Source organism: Actinokineospora cianjurensis (assembly GCF_003663795.1).
GTDB classification, from domain to species: domain Bacteria; phylum Actinomycetota; class Actinomycetes; order Mycobacteriales; family Pseudonocardiaceae; genus Actinokineospora; species Actinokineospora terrae.
In genome coordinates, this window is record NZ_RCDD01000009.1 from 125,225 (window position 1) to 144,813 (window position 19,589).

At 71.4% G+C, this 19,589-nt stretch carries 18 protein-coding genes; 17 read left to right on the forward strand and 1 reads right to left on the reverse strand.

Annotation, left to right across the window (positions count from 1 at the left end; genetic code table 11):
• Window position 1: 1 nt before the first annotated feature.
• Window positions 2-1,471 carry a trypsin-like serine protease gene (locus CLV68_RS31335; RefSeq protein WP_121394608.1) on the forward strand — a complete coding sequence of 490 codons (1,470 nt, stop codon included), beginning with the start codon at window positions 2-4 and terminating at the stop codon, window positions 1,469-1,471.
• A 145-nt stretch (window positions 1,472-1,616) separates the two neighbouring features.
• On the opposite strand, the gene CLV68_RS31340 is transcribed toward CLV68_RS31335, so the two are convergent.
• Window positions 1,617-2,363, reverse strand: a complete 747-nt coding sequence (locus CLV68_RS31340) for a hypothetical protein (RefSeq protein ID WP_121394609.1) — start codon at window positions 2,361-2,363, stop codon at window positions 1,617-1,619.
• Between the two features lie 513 nt (window positions 2,364-2,876).
• Between CLV68_RS31340 and rfbH the strand changes: the two genes are divergently transcribed.
• The 16 genes from rfbH to CLV68_RS31420 all read left to right on the forward strand — a co-directional run bounded on the left by rfbH (window position 2,877) and on the right by CLV68_RS31420 (window position 19,503).
• Complete coding sequence (gene rfbH / locus CLV68_RS31345; RefSeq protein WP_121394610.1) at window positions 2,877-4,196, forward strand: lipopolysaccharide biosynthesis protein RfbH; 1,320 nt, start codon at window positions 2,877-2,879, stop codon at window positions 4,194-4,196.
• 19 nt (window positions 4,197-4,215) lie between these two features.
• On the forward strand, window positions 4,216-4,803 hold the full coding sequence (locus tag CLV68_RS31350) for a dTDP-4-dehydrorhamnose 3,5-epimerase family protein (RefSeq protein WP_121394611.1): 588 nt from the start codon (window positions 4,216-4,218) through the stop codon (window positions 4,801-4,803).
• Between the two features lie 25 nt (window positions 4,804-4,828).
• Window positions 4,829-6,184, forward strand: a complete 1,356-nt coding sequence (locus CLV68_RS31355) for an NDP-hexose 2,3-dehydratase family protein (RefSeq protein WP_121394612.1) — start codon at window positions 4,829-4,831, stop codon at window positions 6,182-6,184.
• Window positions 6,185-6,511: 327 nt separating this feature from the next.
• The gene (locus tag CLV68_RS31360) at window positions 6,512-6,838 is read left to right on the forward strand and encodes a TcmI family type II polyketide cyclase (protein WP_121394667.1); all 327 of its coding nucleotides are present in this window, start codon (window positions 6,512-6,514) and stop codon (window positions 6,836-6,838) included.
• Entirely contained in the window at window positions 6,835-8,115 is a 1,281-nt protein-coding gene (locus CLV68_RS31365) for a beta-ketoacyl-[acyl-carrier-protein] synthase family protein (RefSeq protein ID WP_121394613.1), read from the forward strand. Before CLV68_RS31360 ends, CLV68_RS31365 begins: the two co-directional genes overlap by 4 nt.
• A complete protein-coding gene (locus CLV68_RS31370; RefSeq protein ID WP_121394614.1) occupies window positions 8,112-9,335 on the forward strand; it encodes a ketosynthase chain-length factor in 1,224 nt (407 codons plus the stop codon). The genes CLV68_RS31365 and CLV68_RS31370 overlap by 4 nt, the downstream gene beginning before the upstream one ends.
• A 43-nt stretch (window positions 9,336-9,378) precedes the next feature.
• Complete coding sequence (locus CLV68_RS31375) at window positions 9,379-9,648, forward strand: acyl carrier protein (protein ID WP_121394615.1); 270 nt, start codon at window positions 9,379-9,381, stop codon at window positions 9,646-9,648.
• A gap of 103 nt (window positions 9,649-9,751) precedes the next feature.
• A complete protein-coding gene (gene fabG / locus CLV68_RS31380; RefSeq protein WP_121394616.1) occupies window positions 9,752-10,537 on the forward strand; it encodes a 3-oxoacyl-ACP reductase FabG in 786 nt (261 codons plus the stop codon).
• A 22-nt stretch (window positions 10,538-10,559) separates the two neighbouring features.
• The gene (locus CLV68_RS31385; RefSeq protein ID WP_121394617.1) at window positions 10,560-11,501 is read left to right on the forward strand and encodes an aromatase/cyclase; all 942 of its coding nucleotides are present in this window, start codon (window positions 10,560-10,562) and stop codon (window positions 11,499-11,501) included.
• 90 nt (window positions 11,502-11,591) lie between these two features.
• Entirely contained in the window at window positions 11,592-13,067 is a 1,476-nt protein-coding gene (locus tag CLV68_RS31390; RefSeq protein ID WP_121394618.1) for an FAD-dependent monooxygenase, read from the forward strand.
• Between the two features lie 78 nt (window positions 13,068-13,145).
• Entirely contained in the window at window positions 13,146-14,645 is a 1,500-nt protein-coding gene (locus tag CLV68_RS31395; protein WP_121394619.1) for an FAD-dependent monooxygenase, read from the forward strand.
• 4 nt (window positions 14,646-14,649) lie between these two features.
• Window positions 14,650-15,165 (forward strand): nuclear transport factor 2 family protein, encoded by a 516-nt coding sequence (locus CLV68_RS31400; protein ID WP_121394620.1) that lies wholly within the window; start codon window positions 14,650-14,652, stop codon window positions 15,163-15,165.
• Window positions 15,153-16,430: a nucleotide disphospho-sugar-binding domain-containing protein gene (locus tag CLV68_RS31405; RefSeq protein ID WP_121394621.1), complete on the forward strand. Its 1,278-nt coding sequence runs from the start codon at window positions 15,153-15,155 to the stop codon at window positions 16,428-16,430. Before CLV68_RS31400 ends, CLV68_RS31405 begins: the two co-directional genes overlap by 13 nt.
• The gene (locus tag CLV68_RS31410; protein WP_121394622.1) at window positions 16,427-17,458 is read left to right on the forward strand and encodes a Gfo/Idh/MocA family protein; all 1,032 of its coding nucleotides are present in this window, start codon (window positions 16,427-16,429) and stop codon (window positions 17,456-17,458) included. The genes CLV68_RS31405 and CLV68_RS31410 overlap by 4 nt, the downstream gene beginning before the upstream one ends.
• Window positions 17,459-17,523: 65 nt before the next feature.
• Window positions 17,524-19,086 carry an MFS transporter gene (locus CLV68_RS31415; protein WP_121394668.1) on the forward strand — a complete coding sequence of 521 codons (1,563 nt, stop codon included), beginning with the start codon at window positions 17,524-17,526 and terminating at the stop codon, window positions 19,084-19,086.
• 9 nt (window positions 19,087-19,095) lie between these two features.
• On the forward strand, window positions 19,096-19,503 hold the full coding sequence (locus CLV68_RS31420) for a hypothetical protein (RefSeq protein ID WP_121394623.1): 408 nt from the start codon (window positions 19,096-19,098) through the stop codon (window positions 19,501-19,503).
• The last annotated feature ends 86 nt before the right edge of the window (window positions 19,504-19,589 follow it).

Genomic DNA, 19,589 nt, shown 5'->3' on the forward strand with positions numbered 1-19,589 from the left:
GATGAGGAAACGACAGCTCGCCGCAGCAGTCACGCTGGCCATGGCCGCCGTGACCGTGGCGATCACCACGAGCGCCGGTGCCGCGCAGACCGAGCGCATCAGCATCGCGGCGAACCCGACCGCCGACCTGCCCGGCCCGGACGCCAGCGCCCAGATCGTCAACGGGACCAAGACCACCGTCAAGGAGCACCCGTTCATCATCGCGGGCATGCGCGTCGGTGGCGGTGGCCCGCAGGGGCAGTCGTGCACGGCGTCCGTCGTCGGCAAGCGCAAGATCATCACCGCCGCGCACTGCATGATCGACGCGGTGGGCGACAAGAGCTACATCTACGGTGACGACGACCTGAACACCCCTGGCGACGAGACCTTCCGCACCAAGCTGGCCTCGTTCAAGACCCACCCCAACTACAGCGGCAACGGCGGCTGGAAGACCGGTTACGACGTCGCTGTCGTCACCACCGCCGACGACCTTCCGGTGCCGGAGGCCCAGTGGGCCAAGGTGGCGGGCTCGGGCGACACCGCGCTGACCGCGCCGGGCAAGTCGGCCCTGTCGCTCGGCTACGGCAAGACCTCGTCGAGCGGTGGTTCCGGTGAGCTGCGCAAGACCACGCTGCCGATCAACGACCCGTCCGGCTGCAACGTGTTCGACATCAAGGTCAACGGCGACCTGATGGTGTGCTCGGGCTTCAACGACGGGCGCACGGCGAACTGCTCCGGCGACAGCGGCGGCCCGCTCATCGTGGACGGCGTGATCGTCGGCGTCTCCTCGTGGGGCTCCAGCAAGTGCGACCGCTACAGCATCTTCGGTCGGCTGACCAACGCGATGGGCGACTGGGCCCGCGGCGAGATCGGCGGCACCACCCCGCCCGGCGACGGCACGTTCTCGGTCGCGCTGTCCCCGGCGACCGGCAAGGTGGACGCGGGCAAGTACCTGTCCACCAGCGTCACCACCAAGGCGGGCGACCAGGGCGCGGAGAAGCTGGACCTCAGCGCCTCCGGCCTGCCCACCGGCGCCACCGCCACCTTCCAGCCCGCGTCGGTCAACTCCGGCGACGTGGCCAAGCTGACCCTGCAGACCGCCGCGACCACCCCGTCGGGCACCTACAAGGTCACCGTCACCGCCAAGGGCACCTCCGGCTCCAAGGCCGCCGAGTACACCCTCACCGTCGGCGACGGCGGCCAGCCGCCCACCGGCAGCCTGAAGGTGACCGTCGCCCCCAACGCCGCCACGGTCGGCCCCGGCGGCTACGCCAACGCCACGGTCACCATCACCGGTGGCACCGGCGCGGTGAAGCTCACCGGCACCGGCGGGCTCTCCGGCCCGATGTTCTCCCCGGCCACCACCAGCAACGGCACCTCGCGGATGACGGTCGCGGGCCCGTACCAGCGCGGCACCCACAAGGTGACCATCACCGCGACCGACAGCACCGGCAAGACCGGCTCTGCCGAATACACCATCACCGTCCGGTAATCCCGGGCTGAAATACTCCTCGCAGGGACCCCTGGAGCCCGTGACCGCCTCGGCGGTCACGGGCTCCACGGGATCGTTCGACGCTTGCCCGGGGTACCCCGCCCAGTTCCTCGGAGCGAGCGAATGGTGCGACCGCCCACGGTGGTCACCGGTCGTGCGTGCGGCTCTTCCGCTTGTCGAACGTCTGACGGACATCGGTTTCGTGGTAGAGCTTCTTGCCCGCCACGGTGTTGCGGCGCCACTTCTGCTCGCTGGCGAGCCGGTACACGCTGCCGGGTGGGATCCGCCAGAGCTGGGAGATGCTCCCGACGCTGAGCCAGCGCGGCGAGGGCCGATCGTCCATGCTGCCGCTGAGCTGGAGCCAGTGCCGTTCCGGCCACCGGTGCGCGACCTGGGTGCCGCAGATGATCTCCGTCGACGGTGCCGCGCCCGGCCGCACCGTCGCGACGAGCGTCCCGTCGCAGCCCGGTTCCACGCAGGGGCCGACGGGGATCCGCCGCGCCCGCTCGGGGGAGATCACGCGCCGCGCCGAGCGGGCCAGTTCCGCGACCTCCCGGCAGAACTCGGCGGCCGTCGGGGACGCCACCAGCCAGCCCACGTGCCTGCCGAGGAATTCGACGAGCGGGCGCACGGCCCGCCGCGGTGCGGCGACCTTCCTCGCGTCGACGACGAGCCCGCTCCAGGAACCGAGCACGCCGAGCATCGAGGCGCGGACATCGGCGGCCGCGGTGTTGAAGGGCATGCCCGGCATCGGCCCACCGGAGGTCCGGTCCCTCGGTTGGGTCGACCCACCGAGCAGGGCGCCGCACTCGTCGTACAGCGCGGGCAGTCCCAGCAGCCCGGCGGCGAGGGCGACGCGGCACTCCCGGCACAGGCGGTACCCCGTGGTCACCGGTCCCCGCCGGTCGTCCCCGCCGACTCTGTTGTCACAGCCGCCCGCAGCGCACTCGGCACTTTCCGCGATAGGACGATCGGTGTGTCGGTTCACCTTTTGTTCCCCCATTTCTCGCTGTCGTCACACTAGTGAGGGCGTCTGTGCTGGACAAGCGATCACCTGGTGGGTGTGTGGAGTTCACCTTTCTCTGACATGCCTGCGAGCAGTTCTGTGATTCGACGGCACTCGGGACCAAACTTCACAGAGATCTGCAGGTGTGGACTTGCGAAGTACGGCGGCGAAGAAGAAGGTGGTTAGTGTGGCGCGGTACCGATGTCCCGAACGGGATCGGTGCGCCGTGGCGGCGGAACACACGGCCCGCACGCCGTCGAACCCGTCTGTGGAGCCGCTGGACGCCGCTGTGCGGCGGGTATCGCCCCGCGCTCGTGATGGCACCCGTGATGAACGCCTGCGCCGTCCGGGGTGGTGCCACGTTCGACGTACCGGTCCTTCTCCAGGGAGGCAGGGATTATGCACAACACGAAGCAGCGCATTCTCGACTTGGTGGCGGAGTACCACCGCGAGAACTCCGAGAAGGAGTTCGTCCCGGGGACTTCGCCTTTGTTGGCTTCGGGGGCGGTGCTCGCCGAGCAGGACCGCGTTGGCCTCGTCGAAGCCGCTCTGGAGATGCGCATCGCCGCCGGGACGAGTTCACAGCGTTTCGAGCGCAGGTTCGCGCGGTACTTCGGCCTGCGCAAGGCCCACCTCACGAACTCGGGTTCCTCGGCGAACCTGCTCGCACTGAGCGCGCTCACCTCACCGCAACTGCAAGACCGGCGACTCGTCCCCGGTGACGAGGTGATCACCGCGGCGGCGGGGTTCCCGACGACGGTGAACCCGATCCTGCAGAACGGGCTCGTCCCCGTGTTCGTCGACGTGGAGTTGGGCACCTACAACACCACCCCGGACCGGGTGGCCGCCGCGATCGGCCCGCGCACCCGGGCGATCATGTTGGCGCACTCGCTCGGCAACCCGTTCGAGGTCCGGGCGATGGCCGAACTCGCCGAGCAGCACGACCTGTTCCTCATCGAGGACAACTGCGACGCGGTCGGCTCGCGGTACGAGGGCAAGCTGACCGGGACGTTCGGCGACCTCGCGACGGTGAGCTTCTACCCGGCGCACCACATCACCATGGGCGAGGGCGGGTGCGTGCTCACCGACAACCTGGCGCTGGCGCGACTGGTCGAGTCGATGCGGGACTGGGGCCGGGACTGCTGGTGCGAGCCGGGGGAGGACGACAAGTGCCTGAAGCGGTTCGACCAGCAGTTGGGCACGCTGCCGCCCGGCTACGACCACAAGTACATCTTCTCCCACGTCGGCTACAACCTGAAGTCGACGGATCTGCAGGCCGCGCTGGGACTGGCCCAACTGGACCGGGTGGACGACTTCGGCTCGGCCAGGCGCCGCAACTGGAGTCGGATGCGCGCCGCGCTCGACGGTGTGCCCGGCCTGCTGCTGCCAGAGCCGACACCGGGAGCGGATCCCAGTTGGTTCGGGTTCGTGCTCACCGTGCTGCCGGAGGCGACCTACTCCCGCCGCGAACTCGTGGCGTTCCTGGAGTCCAGGAAGATCCACACGCGGCGGTTCTTCGGCGGGAACCTGACCAGGCACCCGGCCTACCTCGACACCGGGCACCGCGTGCACGGTGAGCTGACCAACAGCGACATCCTCACCGAGAGCACCTTCTGGGTCGGTGTCTACCCGGGGCTCAGCGTGGAGATGATCGACTACATCATCGAGTCGATCACGGAGTTCGCCGTGCGGCGTTCACCTGCCGCGGCGATGAGCTGACCGGACGGGTGAACCTGTCATGAAGGTTGTCGAGACCGCCCTGCCCGGCGTCTTCCGCGTGCGCCCCGACGTGATCGTCGACGAGCGCGGCGGGTTCTTCGAGTCCCTGCGCACCAGCGAGTTCGAACGGATCACCGGGGCGGTGTTCGCGCCGCGGCAGATCAACTACTCGGTGTCGAGGAGGAACACGGTGCGGGGCATCCACAGCGTGTCGATCCCGCCCGGGCAGGCGAAGTACGTCACCTGCGTGCGGGGTGCCTTGCGCGACTTCGCGGTCGACCTCCGGATCGGCTCGCCGACCTTCGGTGACCACGTCGTCACCCTGCTCGACCCGGCATCGAGTTGGGGTGTGTACATCCCCGAGGGAGTTGGCCACGGGTTCGTGACCCTGGCTGACGACACGTGCATCTGCTACGCGCTCTCCACCGAACACGTGCCGGGTACGCAAATCGACATCAATCCGTTCGACTCCGAACTGGCCCTGCCCTGGGGGTGCGTCGAGCCGCCCTTGATCTCCGCGAAGGACGCTCGGGCGCCGAGTCTGGCCGATGCCCGGTCGGCGGGCGTGTTGGCCGAGTGGATGGCGCCATCTCCGGACGCCGGTTGAGGTTCGCTGATAGGGAGGTATCCGAGTGTTTCGCGACTTGTCGGAGTTCTACGCGTGGTTTTCCGAGCGCAACAAGAACAACCAGTACGAGGTTCACCGAATGCCGCTCGAGGACATGGACGGCTGGCAGGTGGCCGAGGACACCGGCGACATCGCCCACCGCAGCGGCAAGTTCTTCTCGGTGCGCGGTGTCGCGGTCAGCACGGACCACCGGGACACGACCGACTGGACGCAGCCGATCATCGTCCAGCCGGAGATCGGCATCCTCGGCATCATCGTCAGGGTGGTCGACGGCGCCGTCCACTGCCTGATGCAGGCGAAGATGGAGCCGGGCAACATCAACCTGCTGCAGCTCTCGCCGACGGTGCAGGCCACGCGCAGCAACTACACCCGGGTGCACCAGGGATCCCCGGTGCCCTACCTGGAGCACTTCGCCGCCCCGCGACCGGGTGGCGCGGTGTTCGACACCCTGCAGTCCGAGCAGGGGTCGTGGTTCCTCAACAAGCGCAACCGGAACATGATCGTCGAGGTTGCCGAGGACATCCCGGTGCACGACGACTTCTGCTGGCTCAGCTTCGACCAGGTCACCGTGCTGCTCAAGGTGCCCAACCTGGTGAACATGGACTCCCGCACGGTCCTGTCGGGAATCCCGTTCTTCTTCTCCGGCAGCTACGGCGATCGCGTCAGGCTGGCTGCCGGGAGCGGTGTGCCCGGCGGTGCGTTGCACTCCGTCGAGCACCTGCTGAGCTGGTTCACCGAGATCAAGTCGCGGTACTCGCTGAGCCGGGCACCGGTGCCGCTGCGGGACGTGCCCGGCTGGACGCGGTCCGGCGGGGTGATCAGTCGCGCCGACGGGAAGCACTTCACGGTGATCGGTGTCGATGTGCGGGCCAGCAACCGCGAGGTCGGCCGGTGGTCGCAGCCGTTGCTGGAACCCACCGGGCGCGGGGTCATCGCCTTCATCGGCCGGTTCATCCGGGGCGCGTTCCACATCCTGGTGCACGCGCGCACGGAAGCGGGCACGAACGACGTCGTCGAAATGGCGCCCAGTGTCAGCTGCATCCCTTCCAACTACGACGGACTGCCTCCCGCACAGCGCCCGCGCTACCTCGATGTGGTGGAGTCGGCGCAGGACCAGGACATCCTCGTCGACGTCGTGCACTCCGAGGAAGGGGGACGGTTCTTCCACGCGGAGAACAGATATCTGGTCATCGACGCCGGTGACGGATTCGGCCTCGACGCGCCCGATGACTACTGCTGGATGACGGTGGACCAGTTGACCGGCTTTGTCCGGTATGGAAACCACGTCAATGTCGCGGCCCGGTGCCTGCTCAGTTGCCTGATCGGCGAGCCTGCGGCGCTGGCTGCCGCGAGTTCCTGAGTGCGGACGACCGGCCGCGGTGTCGGAGCGCAAGATTTGACTATTCCCTGACCTGGCCCTGTCGACGTCCTGAATGGGTGGCGTTGACATCGGCGAGGTTTTCGAAGAAGCTGGTTGCTAGCGTCCTCGAACTGTGTCGATTGGCCAGCGGGGATATCCGGCAGTCGGTTCGGTGATGATTCCCATTCGATTCCGGGTGAATCCGGCATGGTGATCTCGACCGGCGCCGCGGCGCCGCGGTGGACGTCGGCGAGGGGCCGGGCCGCCACGGGCCGAGCGCCGGTTCAGCGCCTTCCCGGATCCGACTGTCCCGACAAGGAGATGGTGATGCACAGCACGTTGATCGTGGCCCGACTGGAACCGGACTCGGCCGAGCAGGTAGCGGGCCTCTTCGGCGCGTTCGACGGCACGACGATGCCGCACCGGATGGGAACCAGGCGGCGGCAGCTCTTCTCCTACCGCGGCCTGTACTTCCACCTGCAGGACTTCGACGGTGACGACGGCGGCGAGCGAATCGAGCGAGCGCGGACCGATCCCCGGTTCGTCGCCATCAGCGACGACCTGAAGCCGTTCATCACGCCCTACGACCCGGCCACCTGGCGCACTCCGGCCGATGCCATGGCCGAGCGCTTCTACCACTGGACCGCGCGGTGAGTGCGCACCGCGGCAGGAGGGTCGTCATCACCGGCATCGGGGTCACCGCGCCAGGTGGCGTCGGTGTCAAGAACTTCTGGAGCCTGCTGACCGATGGTCGAACCGCCACCCGCAGGATCAGCTTCTTCGACCCGACCCCGTTCCGCTCGCAGGTCGCGGCGGAGGCCGACTTCGACGCCGAGTCGCTCGGGTTGAGCGCCCAGCAGATCCGGCGGATGGACCGGGCCGCGCAGTTCGCCGTGGTGACCGCGCACGAGGCGGTGGCCGACAGCGGGCTCGACCTCGCGGGCATCGACCCCTACCGGGTCGGGGTGACCATCGGCAGCGCGGTCGGCGCCACCACGGGGCTGGACGAGGAGTACCGCGTCGTCAGCGACAGCGGCAGGTTGGACCTGGTCGACCACACCTATGCCGTTCCGCACCTCTACGACTACCTGGTGCCCAGTTCGTTCGCCGTCGAAGTGGCGTGGGCCGTCGGCGCGCAGGGCCCCGCGACCGTGGTGTCCACCGGTTGCACCTCCGGGCTGGACGCCGTGGGGTACGCGACCGAGCTGATCCGCGAGGGTTCGGCCGATGTCATGGTGGCGGGCGCGTCGGACGCCCCCATCTCGCCCATCACGGTGGCCTGCTTCGACGCGATCAAGGCGACCACCTCGCGCAACGACGACCCGGAGCACGCCTCCCGCCCGTTCGACCGCACCCGCGACGGGTTCGTCCTCGGCGAGGGTTCGGCCGTCTTCGTCCTGGAGGAGCTCGACAGCGCCAGGCGCCGCGGCGCGCACGTCTACGCGGAGGTCGCGGGCTACGCCACGCGCAGCAACGCCTTCCACATGACGGGCCTGCGCCCCGACGGGCGGGAGTTGGCCGAGGCGATCCGGGTCGCCATGGACGAGGCCCGGCTCGGCCCCGAGCAGGTCGACTACGTCAACGCGCACGGCTCGGGCACCAAGCAGAATGACCGGCACGAGACCGCCGCGTTCAAGCGCAGCCTCGGCGAGCGCGCCCACCGGGTGCCGGTCAGCTCGATCAAGTCGATGGTCGGGCACTCGCTCGGCGCCATCGGCTCGATCGAGATCGCGGCCAGCGTGCTCGCGATGGAACACGGGGTCGTGCCGCCCACCGCGAACCTGCACGTCCCCGACCCCGAGTGCGACCTGGACTACGTGCCGTTGACCGCGCGCGACTGGCGGACCGACGCCGTCCTGTCCGTCGGCAGTGGTTTCGGCGGGTTCCAGAGCGCGGTGGTGCTGGCCCGCCCGGACAGGAGACCCGCGTGAGCGCCGCCGCCGTCAGGACCGTCGTCACCGGCCTGGGGGTGGCCGCCCCCAACGGGTGCGGCGTGGACACCTACTGGGCGGCGGCTCGCGACGGGGTCAGCGGCATCGGCCGTGTCTCGCGGTTCGACCCGGCGCGGTACCCGGCCCGGCTGGCCGGGGAGATCAGCGACTTCGTCGCCGAGGACCACCTGCCGGGCAGGCTGCTGCCGCAGACCGACCGGATGACCAGGATCGCCCTGGCGAGTGCCGACTGGGCGCTCGCGGACGCGGGCGTCGACCCGGCGCAGCGGTCCGAGTACGACATGGGCGTGATCACGGCGAGCTCGTCGGGGGGATTCGAGTTCGGGCAGCGGGAGCTGCGGGCGCTGTGGAGCAAGGGGAGCCGCTACGTGAGCGCCTACCAGTCCTTCGCCTGGTTCTACGCGGTCAACAGCGGCCAGATCTCCATCCGCAACGGCATGCGCGGCCCGAGCGGGGTCGTCGTCAGCGACCAGGCGGGTGGACTCGACGCGATCGCCCAGGCGCGGCGGCAGATCCGCAGGGGCACCGGGCTGGTGCTCTCGGGGGCCGTCGACGCCTCGATCTGCTCGTGGGGCTGGGTCGCGCAGATGGCGGGCGGCAGGCTGAGCACGAGCGGGGACCCGCGGCGGGCGTACCTGCCCTTCGACGCCGCCGCACGCGGGCACGTGCCGGGTGAGGGCGGGGCACTGCTGGTCCTCGAGGACCTGGCGAGCGCGCGAGCCCGGGGGGCCAAGACCCTCTACGGGGAGATCGCCGGGTACGGCTCGACGCTGGACCCCAGACCGGGCAGCGGTGGATCGCCCGGCCTGGTCAAGGCGATCGAGCTGGCACTGGCCGACGCGGGCACGGCCCCCGCGGAGATCGACGTGGTGTTCGCCGACGCGGCGGCCATCCCCGAACTGGACCGCGTCGAGGCCGAGGCGATCTCCCGGGTGTTCGGTCCGCGGGCAGTACCGGTCGCCGCCCCCAAGACGATGACCGGGCGCCTCTACTCCGGCGCGGCACCGCTGGACGTGGCCGCCGCGGTCCTGGCCATCCGCGACGGGGTGATCCCGCCCGCCGTCGGCGTCGTCCCCGACCCCGGGTACGACCTGGACCTGGTGGTCGGTCGGCAGCGCGCGGCGACGATCCGCTCCGCGCTGGTGATCGCCCGTGGACACGGCGGCTTCAACTCCGCGCTGGTGGTCCGCGCCGTCTGACCCGCCCCGCAGTGACCACCCACCGAGAGGAAGGACAGCCACCATGTCTGCCACCGAGTTCACCGTCGACGACCTCAAGCGCATCCTGCGCGAGGGCGCGGGCGCGGACGAGGGTGTCGACCTCGACGGCGACATCCTCGACACCGACTTCGACTCGCTCGGCTACGAGTCGTTGGCCCTGCTGGAGACCGGCAGCCGCATCGAGCGGGAACTCGGTGTGACGCTGGACGACGACGCACTGGTCGACGCCAGGACACCGCGTGCCCTGATCGAGGTCGTCAACGGCGCGCTGGTGCCCTCCGGCATCGCGTGATCCCCCGGGGCCCGCCGCGCCGGTGACCGGCGACGCGGGTGACCGGCCCACCCGCCGCGCGGCCCGACCCGGGCGTAGCCCACCGCAGCAGTCAGGAGACAGCATGACCGAACAGGTCCAGAAGGTCGCCATCGTGACCGGTGCCACCAGCGGGATCGGTCTCGCGGCGGCCAGGCTGCTCGGCAGCCAGGGCCACCGCGTGTTCCTGTGCGCCCGCACGCCCGACGGGGTGACCCGCACCGTCGAGGAGTTGGTCGCCGAGGGGCTCGACGTCGACGGTGCGCCCTGCGACGTCCGCTCGCCCGCCGACATCCACCGCTTCGTGCGCCAGGCCGTCGACCGCTACGGCCCGATCGACGTGCTGGTCAACAACGCGGGCAGGTCCGGTGGCGGGGTCACCGCGGACATCGCGGACGAACTCTGGTTCGACGTCATCAACACCAACCTCAACAGCGTCTTCCTGATGACCCGCGAGGTGCTCAACACCGGCGGCATGCGGCACAAGAACCGCGGTCGGATCATCAACATCGCCTCCACCGCGGGAAAGCAGGGTGTGGTGCTCGGCGCCCCGTACTCCGCCTCCAAGCACGGTGTCGTTGGTTTCACCAAGGCGCTCGGCAACGAACTGGGCCCGACCGGCATCACCGTGAACGCCGTCTGCCCCGGTTACGTCGAGACCCCGATGGCCCAGCGCGTCCGCCAGGGTTACGCGGCCGCGTACGACACCACTGAGCAGGCCGTCCTGCGGACGTTCGAGGCGAAGATCCCGCTCGGCCGCTACTCCACCCCCGACGAGGTCGCGGGTCTGGTCGGCTACCTGGCCTCGGACACCGCTGCCGCGATCACCGCGCAGGCGCTCAACGTCTGCGGCGGCCTGGGCAACTTCTGACCTTTCGCGGAGAAGAGGACCGATGACCGATCGCCTGGTCGAGCACGAGATCTCCATCGGGGCCCCGGCCACGACCGTCTACCGGTTGATCGCGGAGGTGGCGAACTGGCCCCGGATCTTCCCACCCACCATCCACGTCGACCACGTGTCGCGCGGCGCCGACGAGGAACGCATCCGGATCTGGGCCACCGCCAACGGCGAGGCCAAGAGTTGGACCTCGCACCGCGTCCTCGACCCGGGCGCGTTGCGGATCACCTTCCAGCAGGAGGTGTCGAGTCCGCCGGTCGCGGCCATGGGCGGCACGTGGATCGTCGAGCCGTTGTCCGACAGGGCTTCCCTGGTCCGGCTGCTGCACCGGTACCGGGCGGTCGACGACGACCCCCGGAGTCTGCAGTGGATCGACGAGGCCGTCGACCGCAACTCCCGCACCGAACTGGCCTCGCTGAAGCACAACGTCGAACTGGCCGACGGCGCCGCGGCGATCACCTTCTCCTTCGAGGACACCGTCGAGGTGCACGGCCGGGCCGAGGACGTCTACGACTTCGTCAACGACGCGGGGCGGTGGGCCGAGCGGTTGCCGCACGTGGCGGACGTGCACCTGGTCGAGGACACCGGCGGACTGCAGACGCTGGAGATGGTCACCCGCGCCAACGACGGTTCGACCCACACCACCAAGTCCTACCGGGTGACCTTCCCGCACCACAGGATCGCCTACAAGCAGGTCGTCCTGCCCGCCCTGATGGTGCTGCACACCGGCTGCTGGACCTTCACCGACACCGAGCGTGGCGTCGCCGCGTCCTCGCAGCACACGGTTGTCCTCAACACCGACAACATCGCCCGGGTGCTCGGTCCCGACGCGGGCGTCGCTGATGCCCGCGACTACGTCCGCGCCGCCCTGAGCGCCAACAGCCGGGTCACGCTGGCGCACGCCAAGGAGTACGCGGAGAAGGCGGCCGGGCGGTGAAGGCGGCGGCGGACCACCCCGGACCGGCGGGTGATCACCAGCGGCGCGTGACCGGTGCGCTGCCCTGGCCGCGGCGGGAGGGATGAGGCGGTGCGGACGCGGGTAGTGGTGGTGGGTGCGGGCCCGGTGGGCCTGATGCTCGCCGGTGAGCTCCGCCTCGGCGGGGTGGACGTGGTGGTCCTGGAACGGTTGTCGGCTCCGACGACCGAGTCGCGGGCGTCGACGCTGCACGCCCGCACCATGGAGATCCTCGACCAGCGCGGGCTGGTCGAGGCGCTCGGGCCGGTGCCGGGCGACACGAGCGGGCACTTCGGCGGGATCCGACTGGACCTCGGCGGGCAGGACAGCCGGTTCCGAGGCAGGTGGAAGGTCCCGCAGGCCGATGTCGAACGAGTGCTGGGCAGGTGGGCGGTCGGACTCGGCGCGGTCGTGCGCCGCGGTCACGAACTGGTCGGCCTGCGGCAGGACGGGTCCGGGGTCGATGCCGAGGTGGTCGGCCCGGGCGGTGCGGTCCGGATCCGGGCCGACTACCTCGTGGGGTGCGACGGCGAGGACAGCGCTGTCCGGCGGCTGGCGGGCTTCGCCTTCCCCGGCACGGAAGCGACCCGGGAACTGCTCCGCGCCGATGTGGCGGGCATCGACGTCCCCGACCGCCGGTTCGAACGCCACGAGCGCGGTCTGGCCATCGCCAACCGCGGACCGGACGGGGTCACCCGGGTCATGGTGCACGAGTTCGGCCACGCCGTCGCCGCACGGTCGGGGGAACCGGACTTCGCGGAGGTCGTCGCCGCGTGGGCGCGGGTCACCGGCGAGGACATCGGTGCGGGCAGGCCGATCTGGGTGAACGCGTTCGGGAACGCCCGCAGGCTGGTCGAGCGGTACCGCGTCGGCCGGGTGCTGCTCGCCGGGGACGCCGCGCACGTGCGGTTGCCGGTCGGCGGGCAGGCCATCAACCTCGGCCTGCACGAGGCCGCGAACCTGGGGTGGAAGCTGGCGGCGCAGGCGCGTGGCCGGGCACCTGCCAGCCTGCTCGACAGCTACCACGACGAGCGGCACGCCGTCGGCCGCCGGGTGCTGGCGGCCATCGACGCGCAGACCACGTTGTTGCTCGGCGGCGCCGAGGTCGACCCGCTGCGCGCTGTCGTGGCCGAGTTGCTCGACCACGACCCCGTGGTCGAGCACCTGGCTTGCGTCGTCGGAGGACTCGATGTCCGCTACCCGGACGAGAGTGACACCCCGCTGCTCGGTGCCACGGTGCCGCACTGGGAGCTGACCACCGAGTCCGGCCCGTCCAGCACCGCGCTGCTGCTGCACACCGGCCGCGGGGTGCTGCTCGACCTCGCCTCCTGCCTGCCGCGGGGAGTGGCCGCCGGTTGGGCGGACCGGGTCAGCGTGGTCTCGGCCACGACGCCGGGCGGTCCAGGGGCCTGCCCGCCCCACGAGCCGGGCGGCACCCCCGTCCGGGCGATCCTCGTCCGCCCCGACGGCCACGTCGCCTGGGTCCGCGGCGGCAGCACCCGACTGCACGCCGCGCTGCACCGCTGGTTCGGCGCCCCCGACGCGTGAGCGGGAAGGCCGGGCCTGCTGGGCACTGGTCGACGGGGACGTCATGAGTCCGGCCCGCAACCCGAGGAGGAGACCTGGATGGAAACCACAGTCGACGCCGAGGTCGTCATCGTCGGTGCCGGGCCGACCGGGCTCATGCTCGCGGGGGAGTTGCGCCTGGCCGGGGTCGATGTCGTCGTGCTGGACCGGCTGGCCGAGGCGAGCACCGAGTCGCGCGGCCTCGGCTTCACGCCGAGGACGATGGCGGTGTTCGCGCAACGCGGACTCGTCGACAGGTTCGCCGCGCTCGACGTCGCGCTGCGGACGACGACCCGCGGGCACTTCGGCGGGCTGCCGCTGGACTTCGGGGTGTTCGCCGCGGCGTGCCCCGCCGTGGTGAACCTGCCGCAGGTCAACACCGAGGCGATGCTGCGCGGCTGGGTCGCCGACCTCGGCTGCGAGGTACGCCGGGGCCACGAGGTCGTCGGCGTGACCGACACCGCGGCCGCGGTCGAGGTCCAGGTCGACGGGCCGGGCGGGCGGCTCGGGCTGCGCGCGCGGTACCTGGTCGGGTGCGATGGCGGCCGCAGCACGGTTCGGGTTCTGGCCGGGTTCGACTTCCCCGGCACCCCAGCGACCCTGGAACTGTTCCTCGCCGATGTCCGGGGGTGCGACATCCGGCCCCGGTTCATCGGCGAGTGGCTGCCCGGCGGCGTCGCGATGGCCGCTCCCCTCGGGGGCGGCGTCGACCGGGTGGTGGTCTGCGAACGGGGCGCACCCCCGCGAAAACGCGCCGAGCCGCCCGCGTTCAGCGAGGTCGCCGCCGGGTGGCACCGGCTCACCGGCGAGGACATCAGCCACGGCAGGCCGGTGTGGGTGAGTGCCTTCGGCGATGCCACCCGGCTCGCGACCGAGTACCGCAGGGGGCGGGTGCTCCTGGCAGGCGACGCGGCGCACGTCCACCTGCCCGCGGGTGGTCTCGGCATGAACACCGGTATCCAGGACGCCTTCAACCTCGGCTGGAAGCTCGCCGCGGTGGTGCGCGGCAGGGCTCCGGCCACGCTGCTCGACACCTACCACGATGAGCGGCACGCGGTGGGCAAGCGGTTGCTGGACAACACCCGGGCCCAGGGGCTGCTCTTCCTCGGCGGCGCCGAGATCCAGCCGCTGCGCGACCTCATCGGCGAGCTCACCCACCACGAGGTCGTGCACCGCCACCTGGCGGGCATGGTCAGCGGACTGGAGATCCGCTATCCGGTCGGTCCCGGTGCGCACCCGCTGCTCGGGCTGTGCGTACCCGATCTCCCGCTGGAGCACGGCGCCGCGGCGACCTCGGTCTTCCCGCTGCTGGGCGCGGGACGCGGGCTCGTGCTGGACCTCGCCGAAGACGAGTCGCTGCGGCGGTCGGTTCGCCCGTGGACCGATCGGGTGGACGTGGTGACCGCGCGGCTGGTCGACGGCGGCTCGATCCCGAAGGTGGACGCCGCGCTGGTGCGACCGGACGGGCACGTGGCCTGGGCCGCCCCCGGCGGGCAGGAGGAGTTGTCCGAGGCGCTGGGCCGCTGGTTCGGCCCCCGCACAGCTGAGAGCAGGGAGTGAGGACATGTCGCACGACACGGGGCTGCTGCGCGTGCTCATCGACCGGTTGGCCATCGAGGAGCTCCTGGACCGCTACCTGGCGGGCCTCGACGAAGCCGAGTTCGACGACACCTGGGCGCGGTCGATCTTCACCGAGGACGGGAGGTTCGAGTTCCCGGTCGGTGGCCACGCGGGCGTGACCGGGATGGCCGGGTTCACCGCCGCGATGATGGGCAAGTGGCGGCGGACCCACCACCTGGGCGCCTGCCACCTCGTCGAGCTCGACGGGGACCTGGCGCGGGTGCGGGGAAACCTGATCGCCACCCACCTGCACCCCCAGTCGCCACCGCCGGAGCAGCTGCCGAGAGGCCGGGCGCCCGAGCCGTTCCAGGTCGGGGACCGCTTCGAGGGCGAGGCCCGGCGGACCGACGCGGGCTGGCGCTTCGCGCGACTCGCGTTCGAGGTGGTCTGGAGTCGCGGCACCCCGCCGGGACACCTCGACACCCACCACAGCCAAGGGGCACCCACATGCGGATCCTGATCGCGGTCGCACCGCTCACCGCCCACCTGTACCCCAGCGTCCCGCTGGCGTGGGCGCTGCAGGGCGCCGGGCACGAAGTACGGGTGGGCAGCAACACCGGCCTGGTCGAGCAGATCACCTCGGTCGGTCTCACGGCGGTCGGGATCGGCGAACGCGGCTCGCCCCCCGCCCCGGTCACCGACGCGGAACTGGACCGCTTCACCGACGTGCTCGGGTTCGAGGCGGGCTCCGAGTTCGACCGGCTGTGGCGGGCGACCCGCTACTACATGGCGGCCGCGTACAAGCGGTACCACCCGGACGGGCAGGGGCGGCAGGAACTCGTCGACAACCTGGTCGGGTTCGCCCGGGGGTGGCGACCGGACCTGGTGATCTGGGATCCGGCGTGTCCGGCAGGCTCGGTCGCGGCCCGCGAGTGCGGGGCGGCGTCCGCCCGGCTGATGTGGGGGCCGGACTACTCCGCCTGGGTCCGCGGGCAGTGGCTCGACCGGCGCGAGGACCCGGTGGCCGCCGTGGGTGCGGACACCGATCCGCTCGCCGAACTCCTGGCGCCGGTGTTCGGGCGGTTCGGCCACGACCTCACCGACGACATGGTGTTCGGTGACTTCACGGTGGACCCGTTCCCCTCCCAGCTGCCCAGACCGCGGGGGGTGCGCGTGGTCCCGATGGGCTGGGTGCCCTACGCCGGGGCTGGTCCGGTGCCGGAGTGGCTGACGCGGCCGCCGGAGCGGCCACGGGTCTGCCTGTCGCTCGGCGTCACCGGGCGCGCGGTGCGCGACGGCGGGGACGACAGGGTGGCGGCCGTGTTCGAGGCGGTGGCCGACATGGAGGTCGAGGTGGTCGCCACGGTCAACGCCGACCAACTCGGCGGGAACCTCCCCGTCCCCGCGAACGTGCGGATCGTGGACTACATCCCGTTGACCCAGGTGGTACCGACCTGTTCGGCGATCATCCACCACGGCGGTTTCGGCACGTTCTTCGCCGCCGCCGCCCACCGGGTGCCCCAGCTGATCGTGATGGAGGACCTGGGCAGCGCGCTGCGCAGCACCCGCTACCTGGAGACCATGGGGGCGGGGGTGACCCTGCACTCCGACGGCCTCACCGCGGCCGACGTGGCCGCGCAGTTGTCCAGGTTGTTGACGGAGCCGTCGTTCCGGGATGGCGCGGCCGCCCTGCGGGCGGACATGGCGGCCGCCCCCAGCCCCGGTGAGCTCGTGCCGGTCCTGGAGCGGCTGGCCGCGCGGTACCGCGGCCAGGGCGCCGGATGACGCGCGCGGTCGGGTCCCGCGGTGCCGGGCGCGCGGTGGGCGATGGTGCCGCGGCGGCCGTGCGGATCGGCGTGCTCGGCTGCGCCGACATCGCGCTTCGCCGGATGCTGCCCGCTTTCGCCGCAGGCGGGGGTGTCGAACTCACGGCGATCGCCAGCCGGGACCCGGTCAAGGCCGCGGAGCAGGCAGGCAGGTACGGCGTCCGCGCCCTGCCCGGCTACGCCGAGTTGCTCGACCTCGACGACGTGGAGGCGGTGTACGTCCCGCTGCCCGCCGGACTGCACGCCGAGTGGGTGGCGGCGGCCCTGCGGGCAGGCAAGCACGTGCTCGCGGAGAAGCCGCTCACCACGGACGTGGCGCTGACCGAGGCACTGCTGGACGAGGCCGCCGCGCGCGGCCTGGTGCTGATGGAGAACGTCATGTTCGTGCACCACGCGCGGCACGCCGAGGTGCGACGCCTGGTGGCCGCGGGCGCGATCGGCGAGCCGCGGTCCCTGCACGCCGCGTTCGCCGTGCCCACCCGGACGGACGGCGACATCCGCTACCGGCCCGAACTCGGTGGTGGCGCCCTGTGGGACGTGGGCGTGTACCCCGTCCGGGCGGCACTGCACCTGCTCGGTGCCGACCTGCGGGTGGCGGGCGCGGTGCTGTCGGCTGGTCCCGGTCGAGAGGTGGACACCTCGGGGGCCGCACTGCTGGCGACCGCGTCCGGGGTGACCGCGCAGCTCACCTTCGGGATCGAGGACGCGTACACCTCGGCCTACCAGGTGCGCGGCAGCGAGGGGCACATCACCGTGGACCGGGCGTTCACCCCCGCGGCCGACCACGTCCCGACACTGCGGGTGACCCACGGGTCCGTGGTGCGCGAACTCCGGCTCGCGCCGGACGACCAGGTCGGCAACACCGTGGGCGCGTTCGCGCGGGCGGTGCGCAGCGGGGTCTTCCACGACCCGGATTGCCTGCGGCAGGCCCGGTTGCTGCACGCGGTGCGCGTCGCGGCCACCACCGAGGGCTTGACCTCTATCTAGCTTGAGGTTGTACCTTTCGTGGCCGATCGACTACGCGAGGAGACTTGTTGAGCGGCAACGACGAGATGGCGGCCGCGGCACCGCGGGCGACCCGCAAGCAGTGGCTGGGGCTCGCGGTCCTCGCGCTCCCCACGATGCTCATCGCGATGGACCTGACGGTGCTGCACCTGGCACTGCCCACGCTCACCGCCGACCTGCGGCCGAGCAACACCGAACTGCTGTGGATCGTGGACGTCTACGGGTTCCTCATCGCGGGCTTCCTCATCCCGATGGGTGCGATCGGGGACAGGATCGGCCGCAGGCGGCTGCTGCTGATCGGCGCGGTCGCGTTCGGGGCCGCCTCGGTGCTCTCGGCGTTCGCCACGGGCGCGCCGATGCTCATCGCGGGCAGGGCGCTGCTGGGCGTCGCGGGATCCACGCTGATGCCCTCCACCCTCTCGCTGCTGCGGGTCATGTTCCAGGATCCCCGGCAACGAGGTGCCGCGATCGGCGCCTGGACCGGCTTCTTCGGCCTGGGCACGGTGATCGGCCCGCTGCTGGGCGGGGTGTTCCTGGAGTTCTTCTGGTGGGGCTCGGTCTTCCTGATCGGCGTCCCGATCATGCTGCTGCTGGTGGTGGTCGGCCCGCTCGTGCTGCCGGAGTACCGCGACAGCACAGTCGCCCGTCCTGACTCGATCAGCGTGGCCATGTCCGTCGTCGGTGTCCTCGCCCTCGTCCTCGGCCTCAAGTGGATCGCCGCGGGCGGCCTCGGGGGCGGGTCGGGCACCGCCATCGCGCTCGGACTGGTGCTCGCCGTGCTGTTCGTCCACCGGCAGGGCAGGCTGACCCACCCCCTGGTGGATCTCGGGTTGTTCCGCGACGGCGCGGTCGGCGTCGGTCTCGCCATGCTGGTGCTCGCCACCCTGCTCCTGGCCGGGTCGCAGTTCCTCGTCATGCAGTACCTGCAGTTGGTTCGGGGGTTGTCCCCGATCCAGGCCGGGCTCGCGTCGCTGCCGATCATGGTCGGGATCACGATCGGCGCCATGGGCGGGCCCGCTCTCGTCGGACGCCTGGCGCTGCGCACCGTGCTCGCCGCCGGGTGGGTGGTGGCAGCCGTGGGAATGGTGCTGGTGAGCCGGGTGAGCGGAGCACCGGACCTGGTGCTCGCGGTGGCGGGCACGGCCGTCGTCGGTCTCGGTCTCGGTCCCACGATCTCGATGGGCACCGGGGTGATCGTGGGGGCCGCTCCGCCGCAGCGGGCCGGTTCGGCGTCGGCACTGGCCTCGACGAGCACCGAACTCGGTAGCGCGCTGGGGATCGCGGTGCTCGGCAGCGTCGCCTTCGCGGTGTACCGGACGGGTCTGGCGGGCGGCCTGCCCGCGTCGGTGGGCGCGACGGCGGGGGAGACCCTCGCCGCCGCCGTGGACGTCGCGGGCACGTTGCCCCCCGCGGAGAGCACCCGACTGCTGTCGGCGGCCCGCGCCGCCTTCGTGCACGGCTTGGTGACGACCGGGCTCATCGGGGCGGCGATCGCCGCGCTGTCGGCAGTCGCGGTCGCGTTCTTGCTGCGCGCGCCCCGGACGCCTGACGCCCCGCCCGCGACCGGGGTGGACAACTCGGAGCGGTCCCTAGCGGAAGCAGAAGACTGAGGAGAGAGAGTGGACATGGTGCTGGACACGAGTTCCTCCGCCGACGCGCCCCAGACCCCGGTAGGGGTCTGGCGGGGCGTCGTGCGCCACGACGGCCAGACGGACGACTACACCATCTCCTTCGCCCAGGACGGCACGATCGCCTTGCGCACCTCCGCCACCGTGGGCACCGGGACCTGGGTCGCCGGGCAGGCGGGTCGGTTCACCTACGCGCTCACCGAGACCTTCACCGAGGCGAGCGGTCACGCGGGGCGGATCCAGGCCGAGGTCGAGTCCCGGATCGAGGGTGCCGCGATCAGCGGCGCGGGGACTGCCAGGATCTACTCCGCCGACGGCGCCCTGGTGCACACCACCAGGGCCGAGATCACCGGCGAACGAGTCGGCGCCCGACCTGCCGCCTGGCACGAGGTCGGGTGAGCGGGGCTCCCCGCCGAGCCCCCCGCGCGCCAGTCGATGTGGGAATCCGGACCGTCACCGGTCCCGATTCCCTTTTTTTGTCGGCA